The organism is Romboutsia lituseburensis (genome assembly GCF_024723825.1).
GTDB classification, from domain to species: Bacteria; Bacillota; Clostridia; order Peptostreptococcales; family Peptostreptococcaceae; genus Romboutsia_F; species Romboutsia_F lituseburensis_A.
Genome location: NZ_JANQBQ010000001.1, coordinates 938,737 through 957,333, shown reverse-complemented (window position 1 = coordinate 957,333; position 18,597 = coordinate 938,737). Strand labels below are relative to the sequence as shown.

Here is an 18,597-nt window from a genome sequence, read left to right as displayed (position 1 = left end):
CATTTTATAAAAAAATGTTACGTAAAATAAGCAAAATAAAAATAAAATAAAAAAAATAATATTATTGTGTCATTTTTAGTGAAACTTAATATATTAGTATGGAGAGATGAAAATCTTGAAAAACAAAATAGGGAGTGGTATGAATGGCGTTTATATGTGAAAACTCACATGAAATTACTAAGTGTGGAAAGTATGTACAAGAATATCTAGGGAATTTAGAATATGTATCAAATGGGATACTAAGTTTAATAAATACAAAAATATTACCATCAGAATTAATAGTAGATGGTAAAAATGCACCATTTGATTTAACTAATGATAAGTGTGTTTGTTTACCATTAACAAGTCTTCATCAAAATGACACAGCAGTTTTTGATTGTACTTTATGGGAGATAATCAAAAATAGTTTAATAATAGAGAGTACTAGTAGTACAGATACTCAAGGATATTTAGTTGTACTTTGTCAAACATTGCAATGTATATTAGCAAATACTGCAAATATAAACCATGGATTTGCTTCACAACTTGAAAGACTTCACTGTTTATGTGAATCATTAGAGACAAGATTAGACTCAGTATCTTGTAACAATAGATGTCCAGAAATAATAGGAGACCTATTATGTTTATTAATGCAAATATTAACAAAATTAATATCTGCAATATCTAAAGCTGCAGTTTTAGTATATTATGCTGACTGTAGTACACAACCAATAGCAACTGCCAATAAAGTAGTTTCATCATTCTTTAGTTGTATGATTTGTGATTTTGTAAATGATTTATGCGAACTTGAAAAATTAGTTCCAGAATTAAGCTCTATAGTAATAGGCTTTGCTACTTGTGATACACAAAGTTGTACGCCTTGTTATATAGCACAAAGTGCTCCTAGAAAAGTTAGACCTGTTTGTCCTCCAAGCGCTATGTATGGTGGGAATTCTGGATATGGACAATATAACGGTGGAGGCTGTGGATGTGGCTGTAAAAAAAGATAAGTGATAGATAAGTATAGTACAAGTTTACAAATTGTAAGCTTGTACTATAACTAAATTTATAGGAGGGAATATAATGGAATTTTATAATGAATTGGGATTAGTATATAGTGAATTAAGTAAATTAAATTTTAGTTTATTTTGCAAAGAAAAATGCCATCAAAGTGAAAAAGAATCTTTAAAAAGTGTAGTAAATATTTTGATTGATAAGGATTTTTGTAAAATAAAAGAAAACGAATGTGACAAGGAAGATTGTATAGGTTTAATCGATGTTTTATTAAAAACTATTCATAAAATAGAAAAATATACTTGTTGCGATAAAAACTATGGCTATTTATTACAACTAGAACGTTTTTCATGTATACTAAAAAACTTGAAAAATCTAATTTGTCAATTAAGATGTTTACCAAATAATGGAGATTGTGAATTAATAAGTAAAACATTTTGTGTATTAATAGAAATTTTATCAAGTATAATCGATATAATTTCAAAAATAAATAATATTGAATGCTTATGCTCATCTTGTATGTGTTGTAAATGTGAAATGATTGAATGTTTATTGTGTAATTTAGTAGAAAATATAAGTTCATTAGAAGAGTTAGTAGCTAAGTTATCTCATTTAGTTTTACAGATAGTATCTTTAAACGTTATAAATTGCACAAGTTGTAGTACTTCATGTTGTAGTGTTCCTAAAAAACGTGATTATTTAGAGGAATACTTTGAATCTTATTATTTAGATCAGAAATGTTACGATATAAAACCTAGAAAATATTATAGATAAGGAGCGATTAATATGAGTTTTGATCCTAATTATGGAACTTGCAGTGTTTGTGGTTCGACAGGTGGATGTTCGTGTGGATGTTCAGGCGGATATGATTACTCATCATGCTCACCTGATTATAACCCAGTAACAGTAAATAATACTACTAATCCAACGGTTGATGGTAGTACGGGTACAGGCGGAAGTAGTACTTCATCCGGAAATAATAGTAGTGTTAATGTAAGTTTAGGTGGATTTGGAGGTAGTGATAAAGGTGAAAATGGAGAATGTTGTTGTAAAAATGGAGTTAAAAAGTTACTTGATTATTTATACAAGGAATCTTTAGAATTAGACCCAAATCCTAAAACTAGTAGTATATGTATTTATGGAAATATTATACCATCAGATATTACTGAAAATAGTGGATGTGATGCATCAGCATTATTACAAATACAAAACAATAATGATATACAAACTACATCTATAACCAATGATGTAATAAAGCTTCCTAATGTATCAACAGTTTCTTTATGTTCTATATCTGTTATTAAGTTTTTATTCGAAACGGTTGAGAGTGCAGGAACAACAATTGGTGTAAACGTAGATTCTAATTTTAGAAAAGAATTTTTTTATACACCAAAATGCGGGTGCTGCTGCGATTGCGCAGATGGAGTTGCTCAATCACTATACTTTACAGGTTTAGGTCTTAAATATAGTGTTACATTAGAAAATACATTTGATTCAGATACATCAAAAGGATTATTACAAGGTATATTAGGTACTGAAAAAAATCCAGCGATATTAATTGCAATAGACTGCGATATGGCTATATTCTCAAGTAAAATAGATAATGAAACAGTGTACTATGGAGTACCTACTTGTAAAATTGCTAAATTTATTAATATAAGAGAGTAATAAAAATCTATAGAAAGGAGATTTAGATATGTACCAAAATGGAGGATGTTGTACCCCACAATCTAAAAATATAAATAGCGAATGCTGTTGTAAAAATGGTATATTATGTGCTCTAGATTGGTTTTATCAAGATTTTTTATTAAAAGGTCAAAAGTGTATTAAAGATTTAAAATACTATCCTATTTTACCAAATTTTAATCAATTTATAACTGGGACTGAAATTGATAAACCAATATCAAATATAATATATAACATACCTTATATAACACAAGATATAGTACCTATATATACAAATACACCAGTAGATGAACCATACAAAGGAAATATAACGTATTTAAATATATGTAAGATAGAAGGATTTGAATTTAAAATCAATAGCACAAATTGTACAGCTATTACAAAAGAATCAGATATTGCAAGTAGATTTTGTAAAATAAGCTATTCATCTCCATGTGGATGTTGTTGTAAAAATGGAACCTTAGAATATTTACTAAAAGCAAAAGACTTTTTATTAAATGTTCCATCGGGAACTCTTGATTCAGTTGTTTTATCTACTCAAAATAATAGTTTCGAAGTAACACAAATTCTAGCTGTTAATCCAGATACTGTTTGGGCAAAAAACGATAAAACTTTAGATAATAACACTCCGGTAACAACATACTATGTTTTGTCTTTATGCGAGTTAATAGGAATAAGTCTAAATAGAGTGTAATAAGGATGTGAAAAAATTGAAAAATTTTAATAATCCAATAACAAGTTGTTGCTGTAGTTGTGGAATGAAAAAGGCTATTTGTGAGATAAATATCTTAAGTGATTTAATTGAGAGCTACACAGTGTATTACACTTGTGGGAGTTCTAATGGAGTAATCAAAGAAAGTGATTATCCAAATTTTGTTTTACTACAAGAAAGTAATTCTTCAGATATAAAAAATATAAATTTATGTATAGAAGATATCTTATTTATTCAAATTGAACCTAAACAAGGTGATTACCAATCGATAATAAATTTACTAAACAATAAATACACCTCTCCATTTACTTTAAATATACCCTGTGATGAAAATTGTTGCTGTAAATCTAGTGTAGCAGCATATCTAAAAGATAAATATTTAGAACCAGATCCAAGTAAAAAAACATTTATAATCCAAGTGAACGGACAAAATAATAATACAATACCTAATGTAGCTGAAAATTTAATAAATTCTCATAAAGTATCTTTAGTACAGCTAAACTATGATGTAGCTTGGATATTAGATTACAATGGAAAAACTTTATATTTAGTTTCCTTATGCAACGTAGGTGCTTTAATTGATTAAATTAAAGATGATATATATATTTTTTACAGGGGGTATTCTTAAAAAGGATACCTTTTTGTAATTACAACAAATGCAGTAATAAAAATACTAGCTAGATAGTTATAGATTAATGGTATATAATTAAATTTATAATTATAATAAAATGAGGTGTGAAAATGAGTGCAGCAGAGAGAAGAGAAGAAATATTAAATATTTTAAAATATTCATCTGAAGCAATTAGTGGAACTAATTTATCTGAAAAATTAAATGTAAGTAGACAAATTATAGTTGGAGATGTAGCTTTACTTAGAGCAACAGGAGTAGATATAATATCAACACCAAGAGGTTATATATTAAATAATAAAGAAAATAATTATGACTGTTTAATAAAAACAATTGCATGCAAACATAGTGAGGATTGTATAGAAGATGAATTAAATACAATAGTAGATGAAGGTGCGAGTGTTATAAATGTAATTATAGAACATGGAGTGTACGGGCAATTAACGGGCAATCTACATGTATTTTCAAGAAGAGATGTAAAATCATTTATGAGTAAATTAAAAGAAGAAGAAGTTAATTCTTTAGCTAGATTAACAGATGGAGTACATCTTCATACCATAAAATGTAAAAATGAGGAAGTATTTAAGTTAGTTTCAAAAGCCCTAAAAGAAAAAGGATATTTATATTAAGTTTAACTTAATATAAATATCCTTTTTTTATATTAAAATAATTGACAACCATTGATTAAAATAATAAACTGTAAATAAAGGTGTAAAGACACATGTAAATGGAGGGAGTATATGAATAAAAAATTAAATACATCATCAATTATATTATCAGCACTTCTGTGTGCTATCGGAATTATAATACCTATGTTTTCACCAATTAAAATAATACTAGAGCCAGCATCATTTACTTTAGCAAGTCATGTAGCAATATTTATAGCTATGTTTGTTTCACCGGGCACAGCATTATTTGTTACAATTGGAACTACACTTGGATTTTTATTAGGAGGATTTCCTATTACAGTTGTACTTAGAGCATTAAGCCATGTTGTATTTGTTATTATAGGATCTTTATATTTAAATAAAAATAAATCAATTATCAACAATACTAAAAGTTCAATATTATATTCATTTATAATAGGCATAATTCATGCAGTTAGCGAAGTTTTAATAGTTATTCCGTTCTATTTTGGATCAACTCTTACACCTGGATATTATGAGCAAGGATTTATGGTTTCAGTTCTTGGTTTAGTAGGGGTTGGAACATTAATACACAGTATGATAGATTTTTCATTATCAGTGTATATATGGAATTTAATACCGAAAAGCATTGTAAAAAAATCTGTAGTTAAAGCATAAATTTAATAAAGATTAAGTGAGCGCTCAATTTTAACTTGAGCGCTTTTATTTATGTAGAAATAAACAAAAGAGTATATAACTTGAACAAAACAAAGCAATATGATAAAATTCTAGTGTTGAAATTATAAAAAAGACAGGTGAAAACAATGCTAAATGAAACAAAAGAATTATTGAAAAATTTCTATGGCTTAGATAATGAAACTTTTGAATTATCTGAAGAAGTCATGAAAGAAATAAAAGATAGATTTGAAGAAATAAAAGAAGTAAGAGAATACAATCAATATAAAGTTTTAAAAGCTATGCAAGAAGCTAACTTAAGTGATAATCATTTTAACTGGACTACAGGATACGGCTATAATGATATTGGTCGTGAAAAAATAGAAGAAATATATGCTAAGGTGTTCAATGCAGAAGATGCTATAGTTAGACCTATAATAGTAAATGGTACACATGCATTAAGCTTATGTTTACAAGGGTTAGTTAGACCAGGGGATGAAATATTGTCAGTAACAGGTGCACCATATGATACATTACAAGGAACTATTGGTATAAGAGAAGAAAAAGGATGCTTAAAAGAATTTGGTGTTACATATGATCAAGTTGATTTCTTAGAAAATGGAAATGTTGACTTAGAAGGAATTAAAGCAAAATTAAAAGATGAAACTAAACTTGTAATGATACAAAGATCTAAAGGATATTCTTGGAGAAAATCACTTACGATACCAGATATAAAAGAGATAATAGACACTGTAAGAAGTGTAAAACCAGAAGTTATAATTATGGTAGACAACTGTTATGGAGAGTTTATAGAAACACAAGAACCAACGGATGTAGGTGCAGACATAATGGCAGGATCTCTTATAAAAAATCCAGGTGGAGGTCTTGCATTAACTGGTGGATATATAGTTGGTAGAAGTGACTTGGTAGAGCTTATATCATATAGATTAACATCTCCAGGTATAGGAAAAGAATGCGGTTTAACATTTGGAACAAGTAGAACAGTTCTTCAAGGATTCTTTATGGCTCCATACGTTGTATCTCAAGCAGTAATGGGAGCAATATATTGTGCTAGAATGTTTGAAAAAATGGGGTATGAAGTACTTCCAAAATATGATGACCCAAGAAGTGATATTATACAGATAGTAAGACTTAAAAATGCTGATGAGGTAGTAGCATTCTGTCAAGGTGTACAGGCTGCAGCTCCAGTTGATTCATACGTAAAACCAGTTCCTTGGGCAATGCCAGGATATGAAGATGAAGTAATAATGGCAGCAGGTGCATTTATACAAGGATCTTCAATAGAATTAAGTGCAGATGCTCCAATAAGACCACCATATAATGTATATTTCCAAGGTGGACTTACTTTTGATCATTCAAAAATGGGAACTTTAAAAGCTATTGAATATATGAAAAAAAGTAAATAATAACGAGAACGAAGCTTATATAAGCTTCGTTTTTTTTGTTATAAAAGTATTAATTATTGAATGAAAAAATAAATAGTGCTACAATAACTTTACAGGTGTAAAGACATATATAAAGACTGTAAAGAAAGTGGTGTATTTAAAGAATATGAATTTAAAAGAGGAAATATTAAAATTAAAAAAAGAAAGAAATGCTATAATACTAGCTCATTATTATCAACCAGCAAATATACAAGAGCTAGCAGATGTTGTGGGGGATTCTTATTATTTAAGTGAAATTGCAAGAGATAGTAAAGAAAATGTTATAGTATTTTGTGGAGTTAGATTTATGGCAGAAAGTACAAAGATTTTATCTCCTCAAAAGAAAGTATTAATGCCCGTATTAGATGCAGGATGCGAAATGGCTGATATGGCGTCTGAAGAAGAAATAATAAAGTTAAAAGAAAAATATCCAAATGCATCTACAGTATGCTACATAAATTCAACTGCAAAAGTAAAATCTCATTGTGATGTTGCAGTTACATCTTCAAGTGCATTAGATATATTAAGCAATATTGATAATGAACAAATAATATTTTTACCAGATAAAAACTTAGGTGATTATATATCTGAATTCTTTAAGGAAAAAGAATTTATATTATGGGATGGTTACTGTAAATATCATAATAACATAAATAAAGATCAAATATTAAATTTAAAAAATAAGCATAAAAATACAAAGATACTTGTTCATCCAGAATGTAAAAAAGAAGTAAGAGACATTGCGGATTATGTAGGTAGTACAAGTGGAATTATAAGCTATGCTACAAAATCTGAAAACATAGAATTTATAATTGCGACTGAAGAAGGCATACTTCATGAACTAAAAAAGAGAAATCCAGATAAGAAATTTTTTATACCAGGAGAAACAATATGTTGTATTGATATGAAAAAAACAACATTAGAAAATTTATACGATACCCTACTAAATATGAAAAATGAAATATTTGTAGAAGAGGATGTAGCTAAAGATGCATTAAAATGCTTAGAGAATATGCACTGTTTAGCCAAAGAAAATGTATAAGCTCGTAAATAAAATAGTAGATGTATTAATAGTAGGTTCAGGGGTATCGGGTCTTTATAGTAGTTTAAACTTAAGAGAAGATTTGGAAATATTATTAGCGACTAAATCTGATTTACAAAAAACAAATACATCCTTAGCACAAGGAGGAATATCCACTGCTAGAGATGAAAATGACATAGCGTTATTTATAGAAGATACGCTAAAAGCAGGTAAATACAAAAATAATGTTGATGCTGTTAAAATATTGGCAAAAGAGTCTAAGTCAAAAATAATTGACTTAATAGATTTAGGTGTAGAGTTCGATATAGATAATAGTAATTTAAAATATACTAAGGAAGGCGCACATAGTACTAATAGAATAGTACATATAAAGGATAAAACAGGTGAAGGCGTTGAAGATATTCTTATAAACAGAGTTAAGGAAAGAGAAAATATACATATTTATGAATACACGTATTTAGTAGATATAATAAAAGACAAAAATAAATGCTTAGGAGCAGTGCTTATAAAAGACAATATACAATTTAATATATATGCAAAACAAGTTATACTGGCTACAGGTGGGATAGGAGGAGTATTCAAAAATACAACTAATCAAAAAATATTAAATGGAGATTCTATAGCTATAGCACTAAAACATAATATTAAATTAAAGAATTTAGGCTATATACAAATACATCCTACAGCATTTTTTGAAGATGAAAAAGATGAAAGACGATTATTAATATCAGAAGCTGTTAGAGGCGAAGGTGCAAAACTAATTGATATAAATGGCGAAAGGTTTATAGATGAGTTACTTCCTAGAGACATTGTATCAAAAGCAATATTTAATCAGATTAAAAAAACAAACTCACCATATGTAAATTTAGATTTAACTTTTATGGATAAAGAGTATGTTATTAAAAGATTTCCATATATATACAGTGAATGTTTAAAAAGAGGGGTTGATATAACTAAAGATCACATAAAAGTTTCTCCAGCACAACATTATTTTATGGGTGGAATTGAGGTGAATTTAGATTCTAAAACATCTCTTGAAAATTTATATGCTATAGGAGAAACTAGTTGTACCGGAGTGCATGGAGAAAATAGACTAGCTAGTAATTCATTGTTAGAAGGATTGGTTTTTTCAAAAAAAGCATCTGATTCAATAAATAACACTATAGATGATATTAATATAACTATAAAAAACGTAGATAAAGTAAAAGAAAATATAAATGATATAAGAAAGAATAACAAAAGAATAGTCATAGAAGCTATAAAAGAAAATTGTGAGGGGTTTGACGATGAATTATTTGATTATAGATAATATAATAAAAGATGCATTAAGAGAAGATATACCAAATGAGGATATAAGCACTAGCTATACTATAAGTGAAAGTAGTGTATCTACGGTTGAATTATTATGTAAAGAAGAAGGAATAATTGCAGGGCTTGATGTTTTTAAAAGAGTATTTAATATACTAGGCAAAGTGGAGGTAACTTTATATAAAAATGATGGAGATAGAATATACCCTAAAGATAAAGTAGCTTTTTTGAGAGGAAACACTAGAAATATTTTACAAGGAGAAAGAGTAGCATTAAATTTATTACAAAGGATGAGTGGCATAGCGACATTAACTAATTTATTTGTACAAGAAATTAAAGATAGTAATACAAAAATATTAGATACTAGAAAGACAACGCCTAATTTAAGAATATTAGAAAAATATTCAGTACGTGTTGGAGGAGGTAATAATCATAGATTTAACTTGTCTGATGGTATAATGCTTAAGGATAATCATATAAGTGCATGTGGTGGTATAAAAAAAGCTATTGAACTAGTTAGAAGTAATGCATCTTTTGTGAGGAAAATAGAAGTTGAAACTGAAAATTTAGAAATGGTAAAAGAAGCATTAGAATCTAATGTAGATATAATAATGCTTGATAATATGGATTTAGAAACTGCACAAAAGGCGGTAGATATTATAAATAAAAAAGCAATAACTGAGTTTTCAGGCAATGTATCTTTAGATAATATTAAACAAATCGGAAATATAGGAGTAGATTATATTTCGATAGGAGCATTGACGCATTCTAGCAAGGTATTAGATTTAAGTATGAAAAATTTAGTTAATATAACTGATTAAGTTAGTTATAGCACCTTATTGATTAACATATATATTAAATAATCAAATAAGTATATATTATTGAACAAGGGGGGGCAGGATGGATATTAATTTAGAAATGCTTAAAACGTTAACAGAAGCAGATGGAACTTGTGGAAATGAAAAAGAAGTAAGAAAAATAATGAAAGAATATATAAAGGATTACGTAGACGAGATATATACAGATAAATTAGGAAGTTTAATAGCTAAAAAATCATTTGATAAAAATTTTCCAAAGATAATGGTAGCAGGTCACATGGATGAAATTGGTTTTATGGTTACAGGAATAGATGAAAATGGTTTTTTATCATTTCAACCTCTAGGAGGGTGGAGCACTAATGTAATGGGATCACAAAGAGTTACGGTAACTACATCAAGAGGGAGAAAAATAATTGGAGTAATTAATTCAAAACCTTTTTTTACACTTCCTATAGAACAAAGAAGCAAATTGCCTGATATGAAAGATATGTACATAGATATAGGTGTTAATTGTAAAGGTGAAGCTGAGTTATTAGGTATAATGCCAGGAGACATGGTAACCCCATATTTTGAATTTAATGCTATGGCAAATCCTAATTATTTACTTGCAAAAGCTTGGGACAATAGAGTTGGATGTGCTATAGCTATTGATGTTATGAAAAATTTAAAAGATGAAAAACTTCCAAATGAACTCTATAGTGTAGGAACTGTTCAAGAAGAAGTTGGATGTAGAGGTTCAAAAACCGCATCTTATATGGTAAATCCAGATATAGGATTTTCTATTGATGTAGGTGTTTCATCAGATACACCTGGAGTTAATAAAAGAGAAGTTGCTGGAGAATTAGGAAAAGGCCCACTAATAAATATATACGATGGTTCTATGGTTGGACATAGTGATTTAAGAAACTTTGTAATTAAAGTTGCGCATGAATTGAATATTCCATATCAATTTTCATATATACCTTTTGGAGGAACTGATGCTGGTTCTATGCACATAAATTTAGATGGTGCACCTTGTTTATATTTAGGTATAGCTACTAGGTATGTACACTCACATGCTGGAATAATTCATAAAGATGATTATATTAATGTAGTTAGACTTTTAACAGAAGTAATAAAAAGATTAGATGAGAATAGGGTAAAAAAAATTATTGAAGGTGAGTAATTTAACATATAAAAATTTAATACAATAAAATTGGGGTAGAAACTATATAGAGTAAAATATATAGTTTCTATTTTTTTACTCTTAAGGGCATTATAATACATCAAAAGCTGTGAATAAGTTATTAGGTATAGTAATTCAATACCTTTGTGAAAGTAAAAAATGACATTTTTGAGCAACCGACGAAGTCGTTGGCGACATGAGCGAAGCGAATTTTTTACTGTTTACATTATAACTTTTGAATAAAATTAATTGTTATGGTAAAATTCTAATGTTATTTAAACTACTAAGGAGGAATTTATGGACAATATAAGAAGTAATATAAGTGACAGAACAAAAGGTATAATTTGTATTATAATATCTGCATTTGGATTTGCTATGATGTCTGCTTTTGTTAAGCTATCTGGAGATTTACCTACTTTCCAAAAAACTTTTTTTAGAAATTTAGTATCATGTATAGTAGCATTTATAATGGTTGTTAAAGCAAATGAAAGTTTTTTTGGAAAAAAAGAAAATAGAAAGATTTTAACTTTAAGAGCGACATTTGGTACATTAGGAATAATACTTAATTTTTATGCTATAGATAAATTGGTTTTATCTGATGCTAATATGTTGAATAAATTAAGTCCTTTCTTTGTTATAATTTTTTGTTCATTATTTTTAAAAGAAAAAATAAAGACAAATCAAATAATAGCTGTAAGTATTGCATTTTTAGGAGCATTATTTATAATAAAGCCAGAACTTAATATGCAAGTTATACCTGCATTAATAGGTGTAAGCGGTGCTATATGCGCAGCTATTGCATATACATGTTTAAGAGTTTTAGGAAGTAGAGAAAAAGGTGCTACTATAGTGTTTTATTTCTCATTATTTTCATTGATTGTAATATTTCCATTTATGGTTATATCATATAAGTCAATGACTTTACTACAGTTTGTTTATTTAATGCTAGCGGGGACATTTGCAACACTAGGACAATTTGGTATAACATGGGCATATAAATATGCACCAGCTAAAGAAATATCTATATTTGATTACTCAAATATAATATTTTCTGCCATTATAAGTATTGCATTATTTGGAGTATTCCCAGATAAATATAGTATATTAGGATATATTATAATATTTTCAGCTTCTTTATATATGTTTATGTATAATAAGAAATTAGATAAAATTAAAGATAATTAATATAAAAAAGCTATATAGTTGTTTAATTTACTATATAGCTTTTTTATTATTGCAAATTTAAAAAAATTTACTACAATTAATCTCATGATGATAATTTATAATATGTACTAATTATTTACATTTCATATTATAAATATTTGGGTATTATTTATGTTAGATAGCTAAACTTATATGTGAAAGGAGATTATATGGAACAGAGAATTAACTTAACTGATGGTAAAATAACAGAAAAATTAATTAAGCTATCATTACCTATAATGGGAACTTCATTTATTCAGATGGCTTACAATATGATAGATATGATATGGGTTGGAAAAGTTGGAAGTAATGCAGTTGCTGCTGTTGGAACTGCTGGATTTTATCCATGGCTTGCTATGGCTTTTATAATGATATCTAAAATTGGTGGAGAAGTAAAGGTAGCTCAGAGCATTGGTGAAAATGATTTAGATAAAACAAAATTATATATTAAATCATCTATTGAAATAAATATTATATTATCTGTTTTTTATACTGTATTTTTAATTGCCTTTAATAAATATTTAATTGGATTTTTTAAACTAGGAGATGTAGAAGTAATAAGTATGTCAAGAAAATATCTATATATAATATCCATAGGTATGATATTCTACTTTATAAATCCGGTTTTTACGGCTATATTTAATGGTATGGGGAATAGTAAGACTCCATTTAAAATAAATACAGTTGGTTTAATTACAAACATTATACTAGATCCGATACTTATCTTAGGGTGGTTTGGTTTCCCTAAATTAGGAGTAACTGGAGCTGCTGTAGCAACTGTAATAGCGCAAGCTGTTGTATCAGTTTTATTTATATATATAATAAAGCAAAATAAGGATGGCTACTTTAAAATAAAAGTATTTAGAAATATACAATTTAAGTATTACAGAATATTATACAGATTAGGGATACCTGTTGCTATTCAAAGTGGAATGTTTACATTATTTTCTATGTTACTAGGTGTTATCGTTGCATCTTTTGGTCCAGTTGCAGTAGCTGTTCAAAAGGTAGGTTCACAAATTGAATCTATATCTTGGATGACAGCTGATGGATTAGCAGTAGCTCTATCTGGATTTGTAGGTCAAAATTATGGAGCTAAAAAATACGATAGAATAAACAAAGGGTGTAAAGTAACATTTATAATAGCTATATTATTAGGTATCTTAAATACACTTATATTAGTATTTTTAGGTAAATATATTTTCACAGTATTTATCCAAGAGTATAAAGCAATATATGAAGGAACTATATACCTAAAAATATTAGGGTATTCTCAACTATTTATGTGTATAGAAATAATAACTATTGGAGCATTCAAGGGCCTTGGAAGAACATATATACCATCGATTATAAGCATTATTTTTACAGGTGCTAGAGTTCCATTAGCGTATATTTTATCTAAACCTGAAATACTAGGACTAAATGGAGTATGGTGGAGTGTAACAATAAGTAGTGTATTTAAAGGAATATTACTTATAAGTATATTTATATTTTTATTAAAATTAGGTAAATTATATAATATAAAAAAAGATAATAAATTAGAAAATAATAAACTTATAAAGGAATGATAAAAATAATTGAAGCTTTTATACTAATACACTATATAAAATGTTTTGTTAATAAATCAATAGATATAGCTATAATTTTTTATTAAGTTATAGCTATATTTATTATATAAAAATTATTTTAGAGGATAAGGATTTTTCTTGTTGATAACTCTAAAATTTTCAATATCAGTGGTTTCACTATCAGTGCTTTCATTTATTTCTACATTATCTAAAATTTCCTTGTATTGATCATCAAAATTATTTAAATAAGTTAAATCATCTTTTGAAGAGCATTTATTTTTTTCATAATTAATTCTCCTTTAAATATTATTTTAACAAGTAATAACTAAGTTATATTTTTATTATTTTAAAAAATGATTTTATTATGTAATATAAATTTAAGCTTAAGAAAATGTTTTCTACAAGTTATTTTTAAATTATGAGATTTAAGACTATTTAAAAAGTCTTGTCATAAGAAAGTAATAGCGGTTATAATAAATTTTAGGGTTTAAATTTGTTTTTTTATTATAAAAACGCTTATAAAGTCATACAATGTAGAATTATTAGAGCACAAATAAGTATAAAAAGTACATGTGGGGCAAGTACTTTTTAATAAAAGTAAGTGTACAGTTAAATACATAATTGCAAAAAATTAGATGTTATAGCTTTAATACATAAAGGTTTTTAAAAGTGCAAATATTAAAATTAGCATAAACGGTAAGGCTAAAAAATAATTTAAGCTAAGCATCAAATAGAAATTCTATGTAGCTTAAATTTAAACTCACCAAATGACAATATTATAGAAATAGAGGATGAGAAAATGACAATATTAATAAATGCATTAGGTATAGTTATTTTATTAGGTGCATTATATCTTTTATCATCTAGTAAAAAAGACATTAATAAAAAATTAATAATAAAAGCATTATTAATTCAATTTGTAGTGGCATTTTTATTAGTAAAGTTTCCATTAGGAAGAATAGCTTTACAAAAAGTATCAGATGTTGTAACTAATGTATTAAGTTATGGAAAAGAAGGTTTAGGATTCTTATTTGGGCCTTTAGCTGATGCAGGAGCACCAACAGGAATGATATTTGCTGTTCAAGTTTTAGGGAATATAATATTTATATCTGCATTAGTAGGAGCACTTTATTATCTTGGAATTATAGGATTTATAGTTAAGATAATAGGTGGAGCTATAGGAAGTGTTCTTGGAACTAGTAAAGTAGAAAGTTTTGTTGCAGTTGCAAACATGTTCTTAGGACAAACAGAATCACCAATACTTGTAGCAAAGTACTTAAAGGATATGAGTCAAAGTGAAATAATGTTAGTGTTAATATCTGGAATGGGTAGTATGTCAGCTACTGTTTTAATGGGATACGCTGGAATGGGTATACCAATGGAGTATTTATTAATAGGTGGAGCATTAGTTCCGTTAGGTAGTATAGTTGTATCAAAGATGATACTTCCTGAAGTTGTACCTTCATTGGCAGATCAAGATTTAGAAGATGATTTAGAACATGCAGAAGCAGCAGCATCTAAAGAAGTAAAAATAGACAATAAAGGTGATAATGCAAACCTTATAGCGGCTATATCTCAAGGGGCTAACGATGGTCTTAATATGGCGCTTGGAATAGGTGCATCACTTATAGCTATAATATCTTTAGTTGCTTTAGTTAATGGTTTATTAGGTGTGTTTGGAATATCATTAGAACAAATATTATCGTATGTATTTGCTCCAATAGGATTCTTAATGGGATTACCAAAGCAAGATATTTTAACAGCTTCTCAATTACTTGGAAGTAAATTAGTATTAAATGAATTCATAGCATTTGGTAAGTTAGGTCCAATGCTAAGTGGATTAAGTTACAGAAGTGGTCTTATGATGGCTATATCTCTTTGTGGATTTGCAAATATATCTAGTATGGGTATATGTATATCAGGGATATCAGTATTTTGTCCAGAAAAAAGAAATGTGTTAGCTAAGTTAGCATTCAAAGGAATGTTAGGAGGATTTTTAGTAAGTGTACTAAGTTCTCTAGTTGTAGGGTTAATAATAGCTATATAATAAATAAAGAGAGTGTCTATTTATAAAGACACTCTTTTCTCATAGAAAATATAAATTGTCAATAAAATTAAAAATCTATATTAAATTTTATGTTCATTTATAACAAGTTAACAAAAATTTAATTTGAAATATAAATAAATTAAGGTAATATTATATAAGTAAAAACTACATTTAAAAAAGTTAGGATAGGTTAATTATGGAAAGGATTATTACTGTAAATTCTAATAATATGAAAAAATCATTAGAAACTAAAAAAATCTTATCTGAAAAATTAAAAAGTGCAGGTTTTTGTGTTAGTGATAGATTAGAAAATGAATCAGAGTTAATAATATCTATAGGAGGAGATGGATCATTTTTAAAAACAATAAATGATTTTAATTTTCCTAATATACCTGTAGTAGTAATTAATACTGGACATTTAGGTTTTTTCGCAGAATTAGATCCATCAGAGATTGATGAATTTATACAAGACTATAAAAGTAAAAAAGTATTTATACAAGAAGTACACCCTTTAAAAGCTAATATTTGTACTAAAGATAGTCATATTACTATAGAAGCTATAAATGAAGTAGTAATAAAGAGTGTATGCTCTAGGACGTTACATTTAGATTTAATGGTTAATGAAAATAAAATACAAAAATTTAGTGGAGATGGAATGTTGATTTCAACGTCAATAGGTTCTACAGCGTATAATTATTCAGCTGGAGGTAGTATAGTAGATCCAAGTTTGGATACTTTGCAACTTACACCTTTAGCGCCTATGAACACTATTGCATATAGGTCATTTACATCAAGCATTATATTACCAGCTCACTCAACTATAAGGATCCTTCCAGAGTATAGATTTGAAAATTCTATACTAGTAGTTGTTGATGGTGTAGAATATAAGTTTAATGACATTGTAAACATAGATATAATCAGGTCTGAGACTAAAATAAAATTGCTTAGAAGATCTAATTATGAGTTTTGGAAACGAGCTTCTGAAAAATTTTTATAGAATTAATCAAAATTTGTTATATAATAGATATTGTTAAAAAATTAAATTAATCAAAAAAGAACGTAGGAGAAAGAATATGTCAAAAGTAGCAAAAGCCGCAGTCGGTCTTATGGCTGCAACCTTATTTGCAAAAATGTTAGGATTTGGTAGAGAACTAGCACTAGCTTCAGCTTATGGTGCATCTTCAACTAGTGATGCATTTTTAGTAGCTATGAATATACCAGCAGTAATATTTACAGCTGTAGGTACGTCTCTTGGAACTGCTTTTATCCCACTTTATTGTGAGGTAAAATCAAAACATGGACAAAAGGCATCAATTAAATTTACAAATAATGTATTTAATATAGTAGCATTAATTTGCTTATTTGTTTCATTAATTGGTGCAGTATTTACAGAGCCAATAGTAAAAATGTTTGCTGTTGGATTTAAAGGAGAAACACTTGAACAAGCTATATACTTTACTAGGGTAATAATTCTAGGAATGGCATTTTTAGGTATGAACTATATAATGACCGCTTACTTACAAGTTAAAGAAAACTTTATAATACCAGGATTGATGCCAATACCAAATAATATATTTATAATAGCAACAATAATTATAAGTACAAAAATAAGCCCTTACTTATTGCCTTGGGGAGCTCTTATAGGAATAGCATCTCAGTTTTTCTTCCAGCTTCCATTTGCAATGAAGAAGGGATATAAATATAGACCGCACATAAACTTAAAAGATAGATATTTAAAAAGAATGTTGTGGCTTGTGGGTCCAGTACTTATAGGAGTTGCGGTAAATCAGGTAAGTACTATAGTAGATAGAACAATAGCATCTACATTAGTTGAAGGTAGTATATCAGCTCTTAACTATGCAAACAAACTTAATCAATTTGTTATGGGTATGTTTATAGTTTCTATATCTGCTGTTATATATCCAATGTTATCTAAGTTATCTACTGAAAATAACAAAGAAAAGTTTAATGAATCAATCAGAACAGCATCAAATACTGTTATATTGTTAGTAATACCTATATCAGTAGGTGCTATAATACTTGCAAGTCCAATAGTTAAACTATTATTCCAAAGAGGAGAATTTGATGCAAGAGCAACATATATGACATCTATTGCTCTTATATTCTATTCAATAGGTATGATAGGATTCGGTCTTAGAGATATCCTAGGTAAGGTATTCTATGCATTACAGGATACTAAAACACCTATGATAAATGGTATGCTTGCAATGACATTAAATATAATACTTAATATTTGTTTCGTTAATTTTACTAATATGCAACTAGCAGGCTTAGCATTAGCGACAAGTATATCAGCTATAGTTACTATAATATTATTATTTATAAGTTTAAGAAGAAAAATTGGACCATTTGGTGGAAAAAATATTGCAGCAGTAATGATAAAAGCTTTAATAGGAGCAGGCCTTATGGCAGTTGTAACTTTATTTGTATATAAATTTGTAGCAAGTTTATTAGGAGCAGGATTTATACAAGAAGCTATTACTTTAGCTGTCGCAGTTGGGTGTGGAGCTATAGTATATGCTGTTAGTATAATAGTTCTTAAGGTACAAGAAGTAAATCTTATAATAGATACAGTTAAAGCTAAATTAAAATTAAAATAAATGTAAGAAAAGTAGATAAATTTTAAGCTTATCTACTTTTTATTTTTATTATTTTAAAAA

At 27.7% G+C, this 18,597-nt stretch carries 17 protein-coding genes; all 17 read left to right on the top strand.

The window, feature by feature from the left end; genetic code table 11:
* The first annotated feature begins 143 nt into the window (after positions 1-143).
* The 17 genes from NWE74_RS04780 (at position 144) to murJ (ending at position 18,537) form a co-directional block, all read left to right on the top strand.
* A complete protein-coding gene (locus tag NWE74_RS04780) occupies positions 144-989 on the top strand; it encodes a hypothetical protein (protein ID WP_258242090.1) in 846 nt (281 codons plus the stop codon).
* Between the two features lie 73 nt (positions 990-1,062).
* Positions 1,063-1,767, top strand: a complete 705-nt coding sequence (locus NWE74_RS04775; RefSeq protein ID WP_258242089.1) for a hypothetical protein — start codon at positions 1,063-1,065, stop codon at positions 1,765-1,767.
* A 12-nt stretch (positions 1,768-1,779) separates the two neighbouring features.
* Positions 1,780-2,661, top strand: a complete 882-nt coding sequence (locus tag NWE74_RS04770; protein ID WP_258242088.1) for a hypothetical protein — start codon at positions 1,780-1,782, stop codon at positions 2,659-2,661.
* 28 nt (positions 2,662-2,689) lie between these two features.
* Positions 2,690-3,373: a hypothetical protein gene (locus NWE74_RS04765; RefSeq protein ID WP_258242087.1), complete on the top strand. Its 684-nt coding sequence runs from the start codon at positions 2,690-2,692 to the stop codon at positions 3,371-3,373.
* Between the two features lie 16 nt (positions 3,374-3,389).
* On the top strand, positions 3,390-3,977 hold the full coding sequence (locus tag NWE74_RS04760; RefSeq protein ID WP_258242086.1) for a hypothetical protein: 588 nt from the start codon (positions 3,390-3,392) through the stop codon (positions 3,975-3,977).
* 155 nt (positions 3,978-4,132) lie between these two features.
* Complete coding sequence (locus NWE74_RS04755) at positions 4,133-4,648, top strand: transcription repressor NadR (protein WP_258242085.1); 516 nt, start codon at positions 4,133-4,135, stop codon at positions 4,646-4,648.
* Positions 4,649-4,759: 111 nt separating this feature from the next.
* Positions 4,760-5,323, top strand: a complete 564-nt coding sequence (locus NWE74_RS04750) for a hypothetical protein (RefSeq protein ID WP_258242084.1) — start codon at positions 4,760-4,762, stop codon at positions 5,321-5,323.
* Between the two features lie 146 nt (positions 5,324-5,469).
* A complete protein-coding gene (locus NWE74_RS04745; protein WP_258242083.1) occupies positions 5,470-6,747 on the top strand; it encodes an aminotransferase class I/II-fold pyridoxal phosphate-dependent enzyme in 1,278 nt (425 codons plus the stop codon).
* A gap of 145 nt (positions 6,748-6,892) precedes the next feature.
* Positions 6,893-7,807 carry a quinolinate synthase NadA gene (gene nadA / locus NWE74_RS04740; protein WP_258242082.1) on the top strand — a complete coding sequence of 305 codons (915 nt, stop codon included), beginning with the start codon at positions 6,893-6,895 and terminating at the stop codon, positions 7,805-7,807.
* Positions 7,800-9,116, top strand: a complete 1,317-nt coding sequence (locus NWE74_RS04735) for an L-aspartate oxidase (RefSeq protein WP_258242081.1) — start codon at positions 7,800-7,802, stop codon at positions 9,114-9,116. The genes nadA and NWE74_RS04735 overlap by 8 nt, the downstream gene beginning before the upstream one ends.
* On the top strand, positions 9,094-9,936 hold the full coding sequence (nadC, locus tag NWE74_RS04730) for a carboxylating nicotinate-nucleotide diphosphorylase (RefSeq protein ID WP_258242080.1): 843 nt from the start codon (positions 9,094-9,096) through the stop codon (positions 9,934-9,936). Before NWE74_RS04735 ends, nadC begins: the two co-directional genes overlap by 23 nt.
* A 79-nt stretch (positions 9,937-10,015) precedes the next feature.
* Positions 10,016-11,098 carry a M42 family metallopeptidase gene (locus NWE74_RS04725; RefSeq protein ID WP_258242079.1) on the top strand — a complete coding sequence of 361 codons (1,083 nt, stop codon included), beginning with the start codon at positions 10,016-10,018 and terminating at the stop codon, positions 11,096-11,098.
* Between the two features lie 297 nt (positions 11,099-11,395).
* Positions 11,396-12,283 carry a DMT family transporter gene (locus NWE74_RS04720; protein WP_258242078.1) on the top strand — a complete coding sequence of 296 codons (888 nt, stop codon included), beginning with the start codon at positions 11,396-11,398 and terminating at the stop codon, positions 12,281-12,283.
* A 188-nt stretch (positions 12,284-12,471) separates the two neighbouring features.
* Positions 12,472-13,869 (top strand): MATE family efflux transporter, encoded by a 1,398-nt coding sequence (locus NWE74_RS04715; protein WP_258242077.1) that lies wholly within the window; start codon positions 12,472-12,474, stop codon positions 13,867-13,869.
* A gap of 799 nt (positions 13,870-14,668) precedes the next feature.
* The gene (locus NWE74_RS04710; RefSeq protein ID WP_258242076.1) at positions 14,669-15,916 is read left to right on the top strand and encodes a NupC/NupG family nucleoside CNT transporter; all 1,248 of its coding nucleotides are present in this window, start codon (positions 14,669-14,671) and stop codon (positions 15,914-15,916) included.
* Between the two features lie 196 nt (positions 15,917-16,112).
* The gene (locus NWE74_RS04705) at positions 16,113-16,913 is read left to right on the top strand and encodes an NAD(+)/NADH kinase (RefSeq protein WP_258242075.1); all 801 of its coding nucleotides are present in this window, start codon (positions 16,113-16,115) and stop codon (positions 16,911-16,913) included.
* A gap of 76 nt (positions 16,914-16,989) precedes the next feature.
* Complete coding sequence (murJ, locus tag NWE74_RS04700) at positions 16,990-18,537, top strand: murein biosynthesis integral membrane protein MurJ (RefSeq protein WP_258242074.1); 1,548 nt, start codon at positions 16,990-16,992, stop codon at positions 18,535-18,537.
* The last annotated feature ends 60 nt before the right edge of the window (positions 18,538-18,597 follow it).